This window comes from Dehalobacter sp. 12DCB1 (assembly GCF_004343605.1).
Lineage (GTDB): Bacteria > Bacillota > Desulfitobacteriia > Desulfitobacteriales > Syntrophobotulaceae > Dehalobacter.
Window position 1 is genome coordinate 57,538 of the sequence record NZ_POSF01000001.1, and the last position, 14,564, is coordinate 72,101.

Below are 14,564 nucleotides of genomic sequence, written 5' to 3' on the forward strand. Positions count from 1 at the left end.
TATATACAATAGTATACATTGTTTGGACGCAATTATCTCTTTTTATTTTCTTTATTTTTATTTTCATGTTAGATTTTCGAGAATAATTGGAAAGGGGGATACTTATGGAGAACACTTTTCGTAAAGCAATACAGGACAACAATGAGTTTATTGTAACATGGGAACTCGTACCCGGCCGCGGCTCTAAAGAAGTTTCTCAGGAAAAAGCGCTTCAATTGGCGGAACAAGCTGCTAAAGGGAAAAAGGTCCATGCTGTTAGTCTGACTGACAACCCGGGTGGAAGTGTCGGCATTAATCCTGAGGGCATTGGCAGGGAAATCAAAAGTTTAGGCATCGATGCAATTATTCACGTTGCCTGCAAGGACAAAAACCGCACGCAACTGGAAAGCCAGCTTTTTTCCCTGGAACGTTCGGGGCTCCATAACTTACTGGTACTGACTGGCGACTATGATCCAGGTAATTTCTTCGGACGGCCCAAACCGGTTTTTGACCTTGATTCCACTCAGCTCTTGGCCTTTATCACCAAGATGAATGGCGGGTTGGAACTTCCCACAGTTAGAGGTATCCATAAACTTCAGCCAACCCATCTGTTTGCGGGTGCTGCTGTTTCACCTTTTAAAGCCACCGAAGCCGAGCAGATGCTCCAGTACACCAAGCTCAAAAAGAAGATCGAGAATGGTGCTAAGTTCATTATACCCCAAGTTGGCTACGATGTCAGAAAGTACCACGAACTCTATCAATTTGTGAAGCACAATAACCTGCCCGGGTGTCTAATGGGAAATATTTACCTGCTGACTTATGGCGCTGCCAAAGCAATGAGTATGAATAAAGTCCCCGGATGTATTGTTACGGACAAGCTTGTTGCTGAACTGGAACAGGAAAAACAAAGCAGTGACAAGGGTGTTGCCGCCATGCTCGATAGGGCAGCGAAACTCTTTGCTATCCTGAAAGGTATGGGCTACAAAGGCGTTCATCTCGGCGGGCATAATACGACGTATGAACAAGTTGAATATATTATTGACCGTGGAAACGAATTGACCGCCAACTGGCAGGATTATATTCGGGAGTTTGACTATCCTCAAAAAAACGGTTTCTATGTTTACGCCAAAGATGAAAAGACCGGATTGAATACTGATCAAAAATCCAACGACTACAACAATTATGAGAAGAGCTTTGATTTGAATTATAAGATGTCTAGAGTTGTTCACAAGATGATGTTTGAACCCAACAAAGGAATGTTTGGCTTTATGCGCGGATTTTGTCATGCCATAAAGGACTCTGCGCTGGAAAAACCTTTCCACGGCATTGAGCATCTCGCCAAATCCTGCATGTACAATTGCCAGGACTGCGGTGACTGTGCGCTGATCGATGTAGCCTATGTCTGTCCAATGGGTAACTGTCCCAAGAACCAACGGAACGGCCCATGTGAAGGAAGCTACAACGGCTGGTGTGAAGTTTATCCGGACAAGCAAAAGTGCATTTGGGTCAAAGCCTATTACCGCTTAAAAGACTATTCTGAGGAAGAAAAGCTGAATTCCTATCATGTGAGCCCTTACAATTGGGAAAAACAGCATACTTCAGGCTGGATAAACTTTTTTGAAGGCCAGGACCACTCTGCAGAAAGACTTGGCATTAGACCTAGAACAAAGTCCAAAGAAAAAGAATAAAGTGCTTTAGTTTAAAGGCATTTGGTCTTTGTAACCATCCTTTAAACCTTATGACCTTTTAAATCAGTCCAAATACACTTATAATAGGGGTAGGAGAATGGAAAAAATGTTTAAAACTCCTTCAGAGATTACTGAGGGATTTGTAGAATATGGAAAGAATAAAACGAATTCTTCTATATTGAAATTGCTGCTGTTGGCAATACTAGCGGGAGCCTTTATTGCCTTCGCGGCGGAAGGCTCTAATACTGCCATTCACACCATCACTTCTGTTGGCTTAGGCAAAGCACTTGCTGGTGCCTTATTTGCCACAGGACTGATGATGGTGGTTATCACCGGAGCTGAATTATTCACCGGAAACACCCTGATTGTGGTATCTTGTATGGAAAAGGAATCAAGATGGCTAAAAATGCTGCGGAATTGGACGATTGTCTATATCGGGAACTTTATTGGTTCCATGCTTGTCGTCTTGTTTATCCTTTACTCCGGCCAGTTTGACTTTTCCTCAGGTCTACTCGGAGGGTTTACAATCAAAGTTGCCGCATATAAGACGGGCCTGACTTTCCCGAAAGCTTTCTTCATGGGAATCTTGTGTAACTGGCTGGTTTGTATGGCTGTTTGGATGGCGAATGCCGCCAAGGATATTACCGGTAAACTTCTTGCTATCTTTTTTCCGATCTGGCTGTTTATTACTTCTGGTTTTGAACACTGTGTTGCCAATATGTATTACATTCCTGCCGGCATTCTTGCCAAAGCCAACCCGACCTGGGTGGCCCAGGCTGCAACGCTCGGTGTAACACCTGAAAAACTTGCTCACCTTAACTGGGAAACGTTTGTCGTGAATAACCTTATTCCTGTTACCCTCGGAAATATCGTTGGCGGAAGCATATTTGTCGGACTTATTTACTGGCTGAGCTTCATGTACAAAAAGAAGTCCACTACTGTTTTGGATGTAGACCATCTTGTTCAGAAAAAATTTGATAGTGCTTACGTAAAATCTAAATAAAGTTAAGCAAAATGTCCATAATTAAAAAAGGGGGAAAACCAATGGCTTTCAAAAGTGATATTGAAATCGCCCAGGAATCAACCATGCTGCCTGTATTAGATGTAGCAAAAGAACTCGGAATCCCCGAGGATTATCTGGAATCCTATGGCAAATACAAAGCCAAGGTCGACTACAACTTATTAAATCAAAAAGCGGACACACCGAATGGCAAACTGATTCTTGTTACTGCCATCAACCCGACTCCTGCCGGAGAAGGTAAAACTACGACATCCGTCGGCTTAGGAGATGCTCTCCATTATCTCGGCAAAAAAACTGTCATTGCACTACGCGAACCATCCTTAGGCCCTGTATTCGGTGTCAAAGGTGGCGCCGCTGGCGGCGGTTATGCTCAGGTCGTACCAATGGAAGATATCAACCTTCACTTCACAGGTGATTTTCATGCCATCGGTGCTGCCAACAACCTGATTGCAGCGATGCTCGACAACCATATCCAACAAGGCAACGCGCTGGATATCGATGTCCGTAGAATTACTTGGAAAAGATGCATGGACATGAATGACCGCCAGCTCCGCTCCATTGTCAACGGACTTGGCGGCAAAGCCAATGGCACTCCGAGAGAAGACGGCTTTGACATTACGGTTGCTTCTGAAATCATGGCGATCATGTGCCTATCCAGCGATATTGACGACTTCAAAGCAAGAGTTGAGAGAATCATTGTCGCCTACAACAGAAGCGGTGAACCCGTAACTGCCGGTCAACTGAAGTGTCAAGGTGCTGTTGGTGCCCTGATGAAAGATGCTTTAAAACCGAACCTTGTACAAACTCTTGAACATACGCCAGCTTTCATTCACGGCGGACCGTTTGCGAACATTGCTCACGGCTGCAACAGTGTTATGGCGACCAAGATGGCTTTAAAACTTGGCGACTATGTTGTAACCGAAGCTGGATTCGGTGCTGACCTCGGCGCTGAGAAATTTATTGATATTAAATGTCGTTTAAGTGGCCTGCGTCCGGAAGCCGTTGTTATTGTTGCAACCGTTCGCGCGCTCAAATCCCATGGCGGCGTAGCCAAAGCTGATCTCAACAAAGAAAACCTGGAGGCTCTTAAAAAAGGCTTGCCGAACCTCTTAAAACACGTCGAAAACGTCACCATCAACTTTGGTCTGCCTGCCGTTGTTGCAATCAACAAGTTCCCGACCGACAGCGAAGCTGAACTGGCAATGATTGAAGACGAGTGCAAGAAACTTGGTGTTAATGTAGCCCTTTCCGAAGTTTGGGAAAAAGGCGGCCCTGGTGGTGCGAAACTGGCTGAAGAAGTTCTGCGCATCATAGACAGCCCGAAAAACTTCAACTTTACCTATGACCTTAACATGGGACTCAAAGACAAAATCACCGCGATTGCCACCAAAATCTATGGTGCTGACGGCGTTGAGTTTATCGGGACCAGCTCTGCCGATATCGATAACATCGAAAAAATCGGCTATCGTGATGTTCCGGTCTGCATGGCCAAAACCCAGTACTCCCTATCGGATGACCAAAAGAAACTGGGACGTCCCTCAGGTTTCAGAATTTCCATCCGTGGCGTTAAAATTTCTGCTGGAGCAGGCTTTGCCGTAGCTCTGACCGGAGACATCATGACCATGCCCGGACTGCCGAAAGTACCGTCTGCTGAAAACATTGACGTTGACAGCACCGGCAAGATTTCCGGTTTATTCTAAGAACAAGTTTCATATTGGTTAGTAATAAGAATGAGATGGCAGCTTCGTACTACCATCTCATTCTATAAGTACAAAAAATCCTTACATTATAGAAAAAATAAAACTGTTCTTAATCCAGAGACTAGTCTCTAAGATACAGACAGCGTCAACGGCCCAGATGCGGAGCGCGGCTTTTGCGCCGCGGAGGTCACAACAGCCGAAAGCGGCTATGTATTACGGAGACCTGCCCCATATTAAAGAATAAGGAGATGATTCGAATGTTGAATAAGAGCTGTATAGATTTTGTAACTGCTTTGTCCTCTAAAGAGCCTATTCCCGGAGGCGGTGGTGCTTCTGCTTATGTTGGCTCCATCGGCATGGCGTTAGGTGTCATGGTAGGAAGCCTGACCGTTGGCAAAAAGAAATATGCCGATGTCGAAGCCGATGTACTGGTACTCATGGAAAAAGGCCAAAAAATTATTGAAAAATTGCAGGCTCTGGTCAAGGAAGATGCAGATGCCTTCTACCCGCTGTCCCAGGCTTATGGACTTCCCAAGAATAACGAAGAAGAAATCAGAATTAAAGAAGAAACGCTCCAGACCGCTTTGGTTAAAGCGACGCTCGTACCGCTTGATATTGCCAGATGCTGTGCTGACGGCATCAACCTACAGGAAGAATTCGCTCAAAAAGGCACCCGCATTGCAATCAGCGACGTTGGAGTCGGCGTAACTTTTCTGAAAGCAGCGCTCGAAGGTGCAAAACTGAACGTTCTGATAAACACCCAGATCATGAAAGACCAGGATCTGAAACAGAAGATCGAAACCGAATTGAATGAACTGGTTACCACCTATACAGCTAAAGCGGACCGTATTTTTGCTGAAGTCCAGAACGCCATTACAGGAGGTAAATAAGCATGAGTCAGATCCTTAACGCCAAACCGGTCGTCCAGGCCATGAAAGAAAACCTCCAGCAGGAAGTTGCGTCTTTAAAAGCTGAAGGCATCAACCCTACTCTTGGTATTATCCGCGTTGGCAGCCGTCCGGACGACGTTTACTATGAAAACAGCATTATTAAAAACTGTGAAAACCTTGGCATTGCGACCAAGACCTATCCTTTAGACTTAAATATCAGCATGGAAGAATTCACAAGAGTCTTGACTGGAGTCAACAATGACAGTACTGTTCATGGCATCATGCTGTTCCGTCCACTTCCAAAACAGCTGGACGAAGAAGTCATCAAGCACCTGGTCTCGGCAGATAAAGACATTGACTGCATGAATCCGCTGAACCTGGCCAAAGTATTTGAAGGCGATATGAGTGGACTCCTGCCCTGCACGCCCGCAGCATGTATGGAAACCTTGAGCCATTACGGCTATAATCTTAGCGGCGCGAATGTCGTTGTCATGGGAAGAAGCCTCGTTGTGGGTAAACCGCTGGCCATGATGCTCTTAAAAGAAAATGCGACCGTAACGATGTGTCATTCCAAGACCAAAGACATGGCCGGAATTGCGAAGAAAGCAGACATCATCATCGCTGCGATGGGCAGAGCTAAAATGATCGATGACAAATACGTATCCGAAAACACTATCGTCATCGACGTTGGCATCAACGATGCCGGAGACGGCAAGATGTGCGGGGATGTCGATTATGATGCAGTCGTGGACAAAGTCAGTGCGATCACCCCTGTACCGGGCGGCGTAGGTTCGATTACCACCGCAATTTTGATGAAAAACTGTCTGCGGGCAGCCAGAAAAAATACTGATAAACCATGCTGACCCAGTAATTCAAATAGCCCATAAAAGATAAAATATTTAGAATACTTTTACTTTTAGAATACAACATACATTGTCGAAAAAAATATTGACCGTATGTAGAAATAATGTTAAACTCTAAGCGTATACTTGTATATACAATTTCATAAAGGAGTGAGCTTTATAAATGATTATTATTGGTGAAAAAATTAATGGTACGATTCCTATCGTGAAAAAAGCGATTGAAGAAAGAGATGCTGACTTTATCCGCCAACGTGCGATTGACCAGACCAATGACGGCGCCCACTACCTAGATGTCAGTGCCAGCACATCACCTGATGTTGAAGTTGAAACACTGAAATGGTTAATGGATATTGTTCAGGATGCCGTTGACACTCCGATCTGTATTGATAGCCCAAATCCGCGTGCAATTGAAGCCGTTTTTAAATATGCCAAGAGACCAGGACTTATCAATTCCGTTTCCATGGAAGGCGACAAATGTGATGTTATTTTCCCGTTGATCAAGGGAACGACCTGGGAAGTCATTGCGCTGACCTGTGATAACGACGGAATTCCCAAAGACGTTAACACCAGAGTCGGAATTGCCAAGCAAATGGTTGAGGAAGCTGCTAAATATGATATTACTCCTGACAGGATGCATGTCGACCCATTAGTTATTGCTTTGTCTACTGATAACAATTCTATGTACTCCTTTAATGAAAGCATGACAAGAATCAAAGAAATGTACCCAACAATTAAAATCACTTCCGGTTTGAGCAACATCTCCTTCGGAATGCCTTTAAGAAAAGTTGTCAATCAGAACTTTCTGGCTCTAGCTACTTTCTTTGGTATGGATTCTGCAATTATGGATCCCTGCAGCAGAGATATGATTGCGACCCTGCTCGCGACCGAAGCATTAATGGGTAAAGACAAGAACTGCAGAAAGTTCAGCACCGCTTTCAGACAAGGCAAAATTGGTCCTGTGAAATAAAGATAGCCAAAAGAAGTAAAATGTTGTGACACCAGAAAGGCGTCCCCTTTCTGGTGGTTTGCAAAACTTTTCAAAACCAGGTGAAAAAATGATTAAAAGCATATTAGTTGACGCCCATGTTCATTTGGCTTTGGATGGAATAGATTTTCAAGAGGCACGTCTGCAGCACAAAAATAACCCCAATTCAATTATAATCACCAATGTTCTTAGAAAATATAAAAAAATGGGCATTTGCGCACTGCGTGACGGAGGAGATAACTTAAATGTATCTCTTTTGGCCAGGGAACTGGCCCTTGAAGAAGGAATGATTCTCCGGACCCCTGGTTTTGCGATCTACAAGCAAGGATGCTACGGCAGCTTTTTGGGCAAACCGGTTGCCGATATGGCTGATTTCAAGAGTGTTTTTAAAAAGCTGCTTGCTTCAAAGCCTGATCATCTTAAGATACTACTGACTGGCCTTGTAGATTTTGATCAATTCGGGAAAGTTGACGGCTCACATTTCAGTTTTGATGAAATGTACTACATGATACAGACAGCAAAGGACCAAGGCCTTCCCATAATGGTCCACACTAACTCGGCAGAAGCAGTTGGTATCGCTGTGAAAGCAGGTGCAAATACAATTGAACATGGTTATTTTCTTACAGAAAATGAATTGCAACTGATGCTGGAACATGATACCATCTGGATTCCTACGTTAGCACCTTTGGGAAACCTGATTGCTACGAGAGGCAGCCGCTTTACAAACCAATTACCGAATATTGCCCGGATCTATGATACGCAGAAAGCTCTGGTCAAAAAAGCCTTTGAATTAGGCGTAAAGATCGCCGTTGGCAGCGATGCGGGTTCATACGGGGTATCCCACGATAAAGGTTTCTATGATGAAGTCGGTCACATGGTTATGACAGGAATAAGCAAACATGCCGTTTTGGAACTGGCCACTGTAAACGGAATCAGTGCTTTAAACCTTAATAATAAAGAATTGGATTATATTTCTTGAGATATCTGTCAGATTGCGGAATTATGATTTTGCTTTGGTTGCTGGGGCAATGCCACGATTGGTCTTAAAGCTACTACTGCTGATGGACTAAAAAACATTAGGAAAAACGCAATTATCATTGTATATACAATAATATACAGGTTATACAAGTATATATAAAATATGCTGTTAGGAATTAAATTATTGCTATTCACCCCCCCATTTCGTTCATTAACAGCAGATCAATATATTTCCTAAAAATTTCATACTATAATAATCTTGGATTTATGAAGTGCTTTATATATTTACTGCCAGAGATAAAACTCTTATCCTTTAAAAATGTTTGTGAATTTATTCATAAACTCCCAATTTTAAGTTGAAATAACTCTGTACACTACACTTTTTATTACTAACAATTGTAGCAGCTAAATGATTTCAAGACAGCGTATAGTTATTGAAGGAGGAAACGCAATGGACGAAAAATTACAGGATGAGAAAAAATTACTGGACGAAACAACACTGTCGGTAGATTTAGCTACTCGAGAACTTTACGCCAAAGCCCGGAATGACGGTTGCGAAACACTCTGGGACAGGAAAGCCGCTCTTAAAAACCAATGTGGTTTTGGCGAACAAGGTGTATGCTGCCGTATTTGTACCATGGGTCCTTGCCGCGTCAGCCCCATTCCAGGAAAAGGCGTTCAAAAAGGTATTTGTGGCGCCACTGCGGATGTTATTGCTTCCAGGCATTATGCCCGAATGGTAGCAGGAGGTTCATCTGCACACTCCGACCACGCCAGACATATTGCTCACGTGCTTCACATGACGAGTCCGAACGGAGATTATCAAATCCGTGATGAGAAAAAATTACTGAATGTTGCAGCTAGATGGGGCGTAAGTACCGAAGACAAAGATATTTATCAGGTTGCCCATGAAGTAGCGGAAGCCGCTCTAAATGATTTTGGCAAGCCCTTCGGTTCGATGGTTATTCCGCCGAGTGCTCCAGAACAGCGGAAAAATGTCTGGAAAGAAAATAGCATTATGCCCGATGCTCTCGATCGTGAAGTTGTTTCCATCATGCATGCAACCACTATGGGATGCACCGCAGATGCCGAAAGTATGATCAATCTTTCCATGCGGACTTCCCTAACTGACGGCTGGGGCGGTTCCTATATTGGTACCGAATTCAGCGATATTATCTTTGGAACCCCGATGCCGAGAGAAATTGAGGCAAATATGGGTGTTATTGATAAAACCATGGTTAATATCGTTCTTCATGGACATGAACCCAGTCTATCTGAAATGGTCGTTGTTGCTGCTGATGACCCTGAGCTGAAAGCACTGGCCAAGAGTGTCGGCGCAGAGGGCATTAACCTGGTCGGCGTTTGCTGCACCGGAAATGAAGTTGCCATGCGTCACGGCATTAAAATTGCCGGAAATTTTAACCAGCAGGAGCTTGCCATTGTTACCAGTGCTGTTGAAGCCATGATCGTCGATGTTCAATGTATCTTCCCTGCCCTGGCGAACTTGGCTCAATGCTACCATACCAAATTTATTACGACTTCGAAGATTGCTAAGATTAAAGATGCTATTCACATCCAATTTGATGAAGCCAATGCTTATGAATGTGCCAAAAGAATAATTAGGGAAGCAGTAGAGAACTATAAAAACAGGAAGCATGAAAAAGTCTTCATCCCAACACATAAATCTTCTGGCACGATCGGTTATAGTAACCAGGCTATAATTGGCCAGTTGGACCGTGTTGTCAATTCTTATACACATAAGCCGGGTACATTTGAACCCTTGGCGCAATGCTTAGTATCAGGTGTATTAAGAGGAGCTGCTGGCATTGTTGGATGCAACAACCCGAAGGTAAAAGGTGATCATAGTCATATTGAAATTATTAAAAAGATGCTCGCTAATGACGTTATTGTTGTTGTTACCGGCTGTGCGGCTCAGGCTGCTGCCAAAGCAGGTCTCTTAAGCAAAGATGCTGTCAAGTATTGTGGAGTAGGCTTGCAGAAAGTATGCGAGCTAGCCGATATCCCTCCTGTCTTGCATATGGGCTCCTGTGTTGACAACAGCCGTATCCTCGAGCTGGTTGGTGAAGTAGCTAAAATTCTAGGACTCGATATGAGCGAACTACCCGTTGTCGGCGCAGCTCCGGAATGGATGTCCGAAAAAGCTGTCGCCATCGGAACCTACGTGGTGAGCTCTGGAATCGATACCTTTCTGGGCGTTGTTCCTCCGGTAACCGGAAGCCCGGAAGTCACAGATATTCTGACCAACAGACTGGAAGACTGGGTAGGTGCAAAATTCTACTTTGAAACAGATCCGGCTGTAGCTGCAGAAAAAATGCTAGCCAGAATTGAAGAAAAGAGAAGCAAAGTCGAAGCGCTTAACGTTCAGAGAATGAATGTTACCGGCTATGATGATTTAACTCCTGCCGGCTTTTAAGGAACAGAAATATAAAAGATAAATAATGCGTCTGGGTGATTTAGATGAAAGTAGCAATTACAGGCAAAGGCGGCGTCGGGAAAACAACTTTCGCAGCCATCCTAAGCAGGCTGTATGCATCAGAAGGCTACCGGGTTCTGGCGGTTGATGCTGATCCTGATGCCAATTTGGCTTTAGCCCTTGGTTTTCCTGACGAGATTATTTCCAAGATCGTACCCATTGCTGAAATGAAAGACCTGATTGCAGAAAGAACAAGCACGCCGACCGATTCCTTTAGTAAAATGTTCAAATTAAATCCACAGGTAGATGATATCCCAGACAAATACTGTACCCGCTACAACGGTGTAAATCTGTTGGCGATGGGTACTGTTGAAAGCGGCGGCAGCGGCTGCGTTTGCCCGGAACATGTCCTGCTGAAAAGACTTACTTCTCATTTGGTCCTGCAAAACAAAGATGTTGTCGTTATGGATATGGAAGCCGGAATTGAGCATCTCGGTAGAGGAACAGCCCAGGGTGTAAACGCCTTTATTGTGGTTGTCGAACCAGGAGCCAGAAGCCTCCAGACGTACCATAAGATCAAGAAACTGGCTTCCGATATCGGCATACCAAAGATTTATGCCGTTGGCAACAAGATCAAGAATGATGCGGACAAAGCGTATGTCCTTGAAAATATTGATCCTGAAGCCTGCCTTGGCTTTATCTCCTACAACGTAGCTGTCGTCAATTCTGACCGGGCGAACCAGTCTCCCTTCACGAACGACAAGATTATTGAGGAAGTCAAAGCAATTAAAGTTAAGCTCGATGCTTTGATATAGAAAAGAGGTATTTTAGATGGGGAAAACAATTGCGGTAGCAGGTAAAGGCGGAACTGGGAAAACAACAATTACAGGACTTCTGATCGATTACCTTGTAAAGAATGGGCAAGGACCAGTGCTCGGTGTCGATGCTGATGCCAACGCTAACTTGAATGAAGTGCTGGGAGAAGCAATTGAAGTTACGCTTGGCGAAATCAGAGAAGAAGTTAATTTAAGAGAAACTATGCGCGATGGTTTTCCCGGAGGAATGACCAAAGCCCAGTATCTTCAGTACCAGCTGAATACCTCGATCACCGAAGGAAATGGCTATGACCTCCTCGTCATGGGAAGGTCCGAAGGCAAAGGCTGCTACTGTTTCGTCAATGGGATTTTGCGGGAACAGCTCGATAAGGTCTCTGATAAATACAGATATGTTGTGATTGACAATGAAGCCGGCATGGAACACTTAAGCCGGGGGACAGCAAGATATATTGATATCCTGATTCTGGTTAGCGATTGCTCGCGCCGCGGTGTTCAAGCCGTTGGCCGAATCAATAAGCTGGTCAGAGAACTTGGCCTGAAAGTAGCCGAACAATATTTAATTATCAATAAAGCCCCGGATGGAAAATTGAACGAGAAAATTACTGAAGAAATTCCCTTACAGGGGTTGGAACTGCTGGGGATCATCGCTCTGGACCCATTGGTATATGCGTATGATTCTCAGGGAAAAGCCTTGGTTAATTTGCCTGATGATAGTATATCGAAACGGGCAATTAAAGATATCTGCCAAATAATTGGTTTATAAGAAGAAGGAGGAGATTTAAGTGGCTTTTAAAACCTCAGTCCAAAAGTATAGTGGAAGCATTTACAATTTGGAATTAGGGACAGGGGAAAACACCATAGCGCTCGGTGGACAGAATGCGTTTCCGTTTTACAGTTTTGACGGTGATACCGGCAGTGGTGTAAAAATTGGTTTGGAAATACTCGACGTTTACCCAGAAAATTGGATTAACAGCCTTAAGGAAATCTATGGTTCAGTTGCCGAAAATGCAGTAGAATGGGCCAAATGTGTGGAAGAAAAATTTACACCTGATTTCATTTGCTTACGGTTTGAAGGCGCAGATCCGAATGGTCTGAATAAACCTGTTGAAGAATGTGCCGCTCTGGCTAAGGAAGTTGCTAATGCGGTTAAACTGCCTCTTGTTATTGCAGGGACACAAAATCATGAAAAAGACCTTAAATTATTTGAAAAAGTAGCCGGAGGACTGGAAGGTAAAAATGTGCTTCTGTTATCTGCTGTTGAAGATAACTATAAGACTGTTGCTGCAGCCGGCGTAACAGCTTATAAACATAAAGTAGCAGCCGAATCCTCGGTTGACATCAACCTGGCTAAGCAATTAAACATTCTGATCAACCAACTGGAAATCAAAAATGAAAATATTGTAATGAATGTCGGGACCGCACCTGTCGGATACGGTTTTGAGTATGTTTCTTCAACGATTGACAGAATCAGACTGGCCGCTTTGGGTCAAAATGATAAGACCTTACAGATGCCGATTATTACACCGGTTTGCTTTGATACCTGGAACGTGAAAGAAGTTGCCTCGACTGAAGAAGATTCTCCGGAATGGGGTGGTCAGGAAGAGCGTGGCATTGCCATGGAGGTTTCCACCGCAGCTGGCGTTATCGTGGCCGGTTCTGATGCTGTTGTCCTGCGTCATCCACGTTCGGCAGAGACAATCCGTTCTTTCGTGAATAGCCTGAAATAATAAATATTTAATGACGCTGATTGTAATTTTGATTCAAGGAGGAAAATGAAAATGGCAATGTCCGGATTGGATATCTATAAACTGACACCAAAAACCAACTGTAAAGAATGTGGCTTTCCTACCTGTATGGCTTTTGCAATGAAGGTAGCAGCCGGCGGTGCAGAAATAAGCAAATGCACGCATATGAGTGATGATGCGATGGCGAAACTCTCTGAGTCCACTGCTCCCCTGATGAAGGTCGTAACTTTCGGCAAGGGAGAAGCCGAATGTAAACTTGGCGGTGAAACTGTTCTTTTTCGCCACGAGAAAACCTTTGTGAACCGTAACAAATTTGCTGTACTATTTTCCGATGCGATGTCACAGGAGCAAATTGATGCGAAGATCGCCAATATAAAAAACGTCGATTATGTCCGGATCGGCGAAGAAATGAGAGTTGAAATTGCTGCCCTCCAGTATACCGGCAACAAAGACGCTTATCTCTCTTTAGTCAGCAAAGTGAAAGCTTCCGGTTTAAAAGTAGCCTATATGCTGATATGCGCCGATGTTTCTGTGCTGAAAGATGCTTTAGAACTGGTTAAAGATGAACTCCCAATTGTATTTGGCGCTGACAGCAAAAACTATCAGGAAATGGTTGATTTGGTCAAAGATCTCAAACTGCCTCTCGGCTTAAAAGCACCCTCACTTACTGAATTATATGATCTAATTGAAGCTGTCCAAAAACTTGATTACAAAGAATTGTTACTGGATGCCGGCAGCTCTTCCGCACGTGAAACTTTTACTAACGTTGTGCAGATCCGCAGAACAGCTTTAAAAGAACAGGATAGAACCTTTGGCTATCCTTCTGTCGTCTTTGTCAACGAGCTGGCCAAAGGCAATAAATTTTTAGAAGTTGCTCTGGCCTCCCTATTCACCATGAAGTACGGTTCCATTATTGTTATGGACGATATGGATTACGCCCGCGCTCTCCCTCTCTTTGGTTTAAGACAGAATATCTTTACTGACCCGCAGAAACCGATGAGAGTTGAACCGAAATTCTATCCAATCAATAATCCTGGCGATAACTCCCCTGTTTTGATTACGGTTGACTTTGCCCTGACTTACTTTGTTGTTTCCGGTGAAGTGGAAAGATCCAAAGTGCAAGTCTGGATGGGAATCCCTGATGCCGGCGGTTACTCCGTACTGACAGCATGGGCTGCAGGCAAATTCAGCGGCTCGGTTATTGCCAAATTTATTAAAGAATCCGATATCGAGAGCAAAACCAAGTGCAGAAAGCTTATTATTCCTGGAAAGGTTGCCGTTCTGAAAAGTGACATTCAGGATAGTCTTCCCGACTGGGAAGTCATTATAGGTCCTGATGAAGCCATGCATCTTCCTAAATTCTTAAGAACAATGGAAGGCATTAACTAACCTGAAAAAGGTACGAATTAACCTAATGTCCCGTTTTTAATAAAAAAATTTGGAGG

Annotated in this window: 12 protein-coding genes; all 12 read left to right on the forward strand. The window is 43.9% G+C overall.

The features are described from left to right. Window positions 1-104: 104 nt before the first annotated feature. On the forward strand, window positions 105-1,667 hold the full coding sequence (locus tag C1I38_RS00285; RefSeq protein ID WP_119775240.1) for a methylenetetrahydrofolate reductase C-terminal domain-containing protein: 1,563 nt from the start codon (window positions 105-107) through the stop codon (window positions 1,665-1,667). Window positions 1,668-1,764: 97 nt separating this feature from the next. Next, window positions 1,765-2,670, forward strand: coding sequence for a formate/nitrite transporter family protein (locus C1I38_RS00290; protein WP_034377749.1), 906 nt, complete (start codon window positions 1,765-1,767; stop codon window positions 2,668-2,670). A 41-nt stretch (window positions 2,671-2,711) separates the two neighbouring features. Beyond that, window positions 2,712-4,388: a formate--tetrahydrofolate ligase gene (locus tag C1I38_RS00295; protein ID WP_119775241.1), complete on the forward strand. Its 1,677-nt coding sequence runs from the start codon at window positions 2,712-2,714 to the stop codon at window positions 4,386-4,388. A gap of 257 nt (window positions 4,389-4,645) precedes the next feature. Next, entirely contained in the window at window positions 4,646-5,278 is a 633-nt protein-coding gene (locus C1I38_RS00300) for a cyclodeaminase/cyclohydrolase family protein (RefSeq protein WP_119775243.1), read from the forward strand. 2 nt (window positions 5,279-5,280) lie between these two features. Beyond that, window positions 5,281-6,141 carry a bifunctional 5,10-methylenetetrahydrofolate dehydrogenase/5,10-methenyltetrahydrofolate cyclohydrolase gene (locus tag C1I38_RS00305; RefSeq protein WP_119775244.1) on the forward strand — a complete coding sequence of 287 codons (861 nt, stop codon included), beginning with the start codon at window positions 5,281-5,283 and terminating at the stop codon, window positions 6,139-6,141. A gap of 163 nt (window positions 6,142-6,304) precedes the next feature. Next, the gene (locus C1I38_RS00310; RefSeq protein WP_119775246.1) at window positions 6,305-7,108 is read left to right on the forward strand and encodes a methyltetrahydrofolate cobalamin methyltransferase; all 804 of its coding nucleotides are present in this window, start codon (window positions 6,305-6,307) and stop codon (window positions 7,106-7,108) included. Window positions 7,109-7,196: 88 nt separating this feature from the next. Further along, entirely contained in the window at window positions 7,197-8,105 is a 909-nt protein-coding gene (locus C1I38_RS00315) for an amidohydrolase family protein (protein ID WP_119775248.1), read from the forward strand. Between the two features lie 450 nt (window positions 8,106-8,555). Continuing rightward, window positions 8,556-10,538, forward strand: coding sequence for an anaerobic carbon-monoxide dehydrogenase catalytic subunit (gene cooS, locus C1I38_RS00320; RefSeq protein WP_119775249.1), 1,983 nt, complete (start codon window positions 8,556-8,558; stop codon window positions 10,536-10,538). Window positions 10,539-10,582: 44 nt separating this feature from the next. Next, the gene (locus tag C1I38_RS00325; protein ID WP_119775251.1) at window positions 10,583-11,353 is read left to right on the forward strand and encodes a carbon monoxide dehydrogenase accessory protein CooC; all 771 of its coding nucleotides are present in this window, start codon (window positions 10,583-10,585) and stop codon (window positions 11,351-11,353) included. Window positions 11,354-11,369: 16 nt separating this feature from the next. Next, the gene (locus C1I38_RS00330) at window positions 11,370-12,137 is read left to right on the forward strand and encodes an AAA family ATPase (protein ID WP_119775252.1); all 768 of its coding nucleotides are present in this window, start codon (window positions 11,370-11,372) and stop codon (window positions 12,135-12,137) included. Window positions 12,138-12,156: 19 nt separating this feature from the next. Further along, on the forward strand, window positions 12,157-13,101 hold the full coding sequence (acsD, locus tag C1I38_RS00335; RefSeq protein ID WP_119775254.1) for an acetyl-CoA decarbonylase/synthase complex subunit delta: 945 nt from the start codon (window positions 12,157-12,159) through the stop codon (window positions 13,099-13,101). A 51-nt stretch (window positions 13,102-13,152) separates the two neighbouring features. Next, the gene (gene acsC, locus C1I38_RS00340; protein ID WP_119775255.1) at window positions 13,153-14,508 is read left to right on the forward strand and encodes an acetyl-CoA decarbonylase/synthase complex subunit gamma; all 1,356 of its coding nucleotides are present in this window, start codon (window positions 13,153-13,155) and stop codon (window positions 14,506-14,508) included. The last annotated feature ends 56 nt before the right edge of the window (window positions 14,509-14,564 follow it).

Bases quoted from the DNA above. Each gene is read 5' to 3' on its own strand.
- C1I38_RS00300 (WP_119775243.1), top strand. From the start codon at position 4,646: ATGTTGAATAAGAGCTGTATAGATTTTGTAACTGCTTTGTCCTCTAAA.
- C1I38_RS00330 (WP_119775252.1), top strand. From the start codon at position 11,370: ATGGGGAAAACAATTGCGGTAGCAGGTAAAGGCGGAACTGGGAAAACA.
- C1I38_RS00310 (WP_119775246.1), top strand. From the start codon at position 6,305: ATGATTATTATTGGTGAAAAAATTAATGGTACGATTCCTATCGTGAAA.
- cooS (WP_119775249.1), top strand. From the start codon at position 8,556: ATGGACGAAAAATTACAGGATGAGAAAAAATTACTGGACGAAACAACA.
- C1I38_RS00315 (WP_119775248.1), top strand. From the start codon at position 7,197: ATGATTAAAAGCATATTAGTTGACGCCCATGTTCATTTGGCTTTGGAT.
- C1I38_RS00325 (WP_119775251.1), top strand. From the start codon at position 10,583: ATGAAAGTAGCAATTACAGGCAAAGGCGGCGTCGGGAAAACAACTTTC.
- C1I38_RS00305 (WP_119775244.1), top strand. From the start codon at position 5,281: ATGAGTCAGATCCTTAACGCCAAACCGGTCGTCCAGGCCATGAAAGAA.
- C1I38_RS00290 (WP_034377749.1), top strand. From the start codon at position 1,765: ATGGAAAAAATGTTTAAAACTCCTTCAGAGATTACTGAGGGATTTGTA.
- C1I38_RS00295 (WP_119775241.1), top strand. From the start codon at position 2,712: ATGGCTTTCAAAAGTGATATTGAAATCGCCCAGGAATCAACCATGCTG.
- acsC (WP_119775255.1), top strand. From the start codon at position 13,153: ATGGCAATGTCCGGATTGGATATCTATAAACTGACACCAAAAACCAAC.
- C1I38_RS00285 (WP_119775240.1), top strand. From the start codon at position 105: ATGGAGAACACTTTTCGTAAAGCAATACAGGACAACAATGAGTTTATT.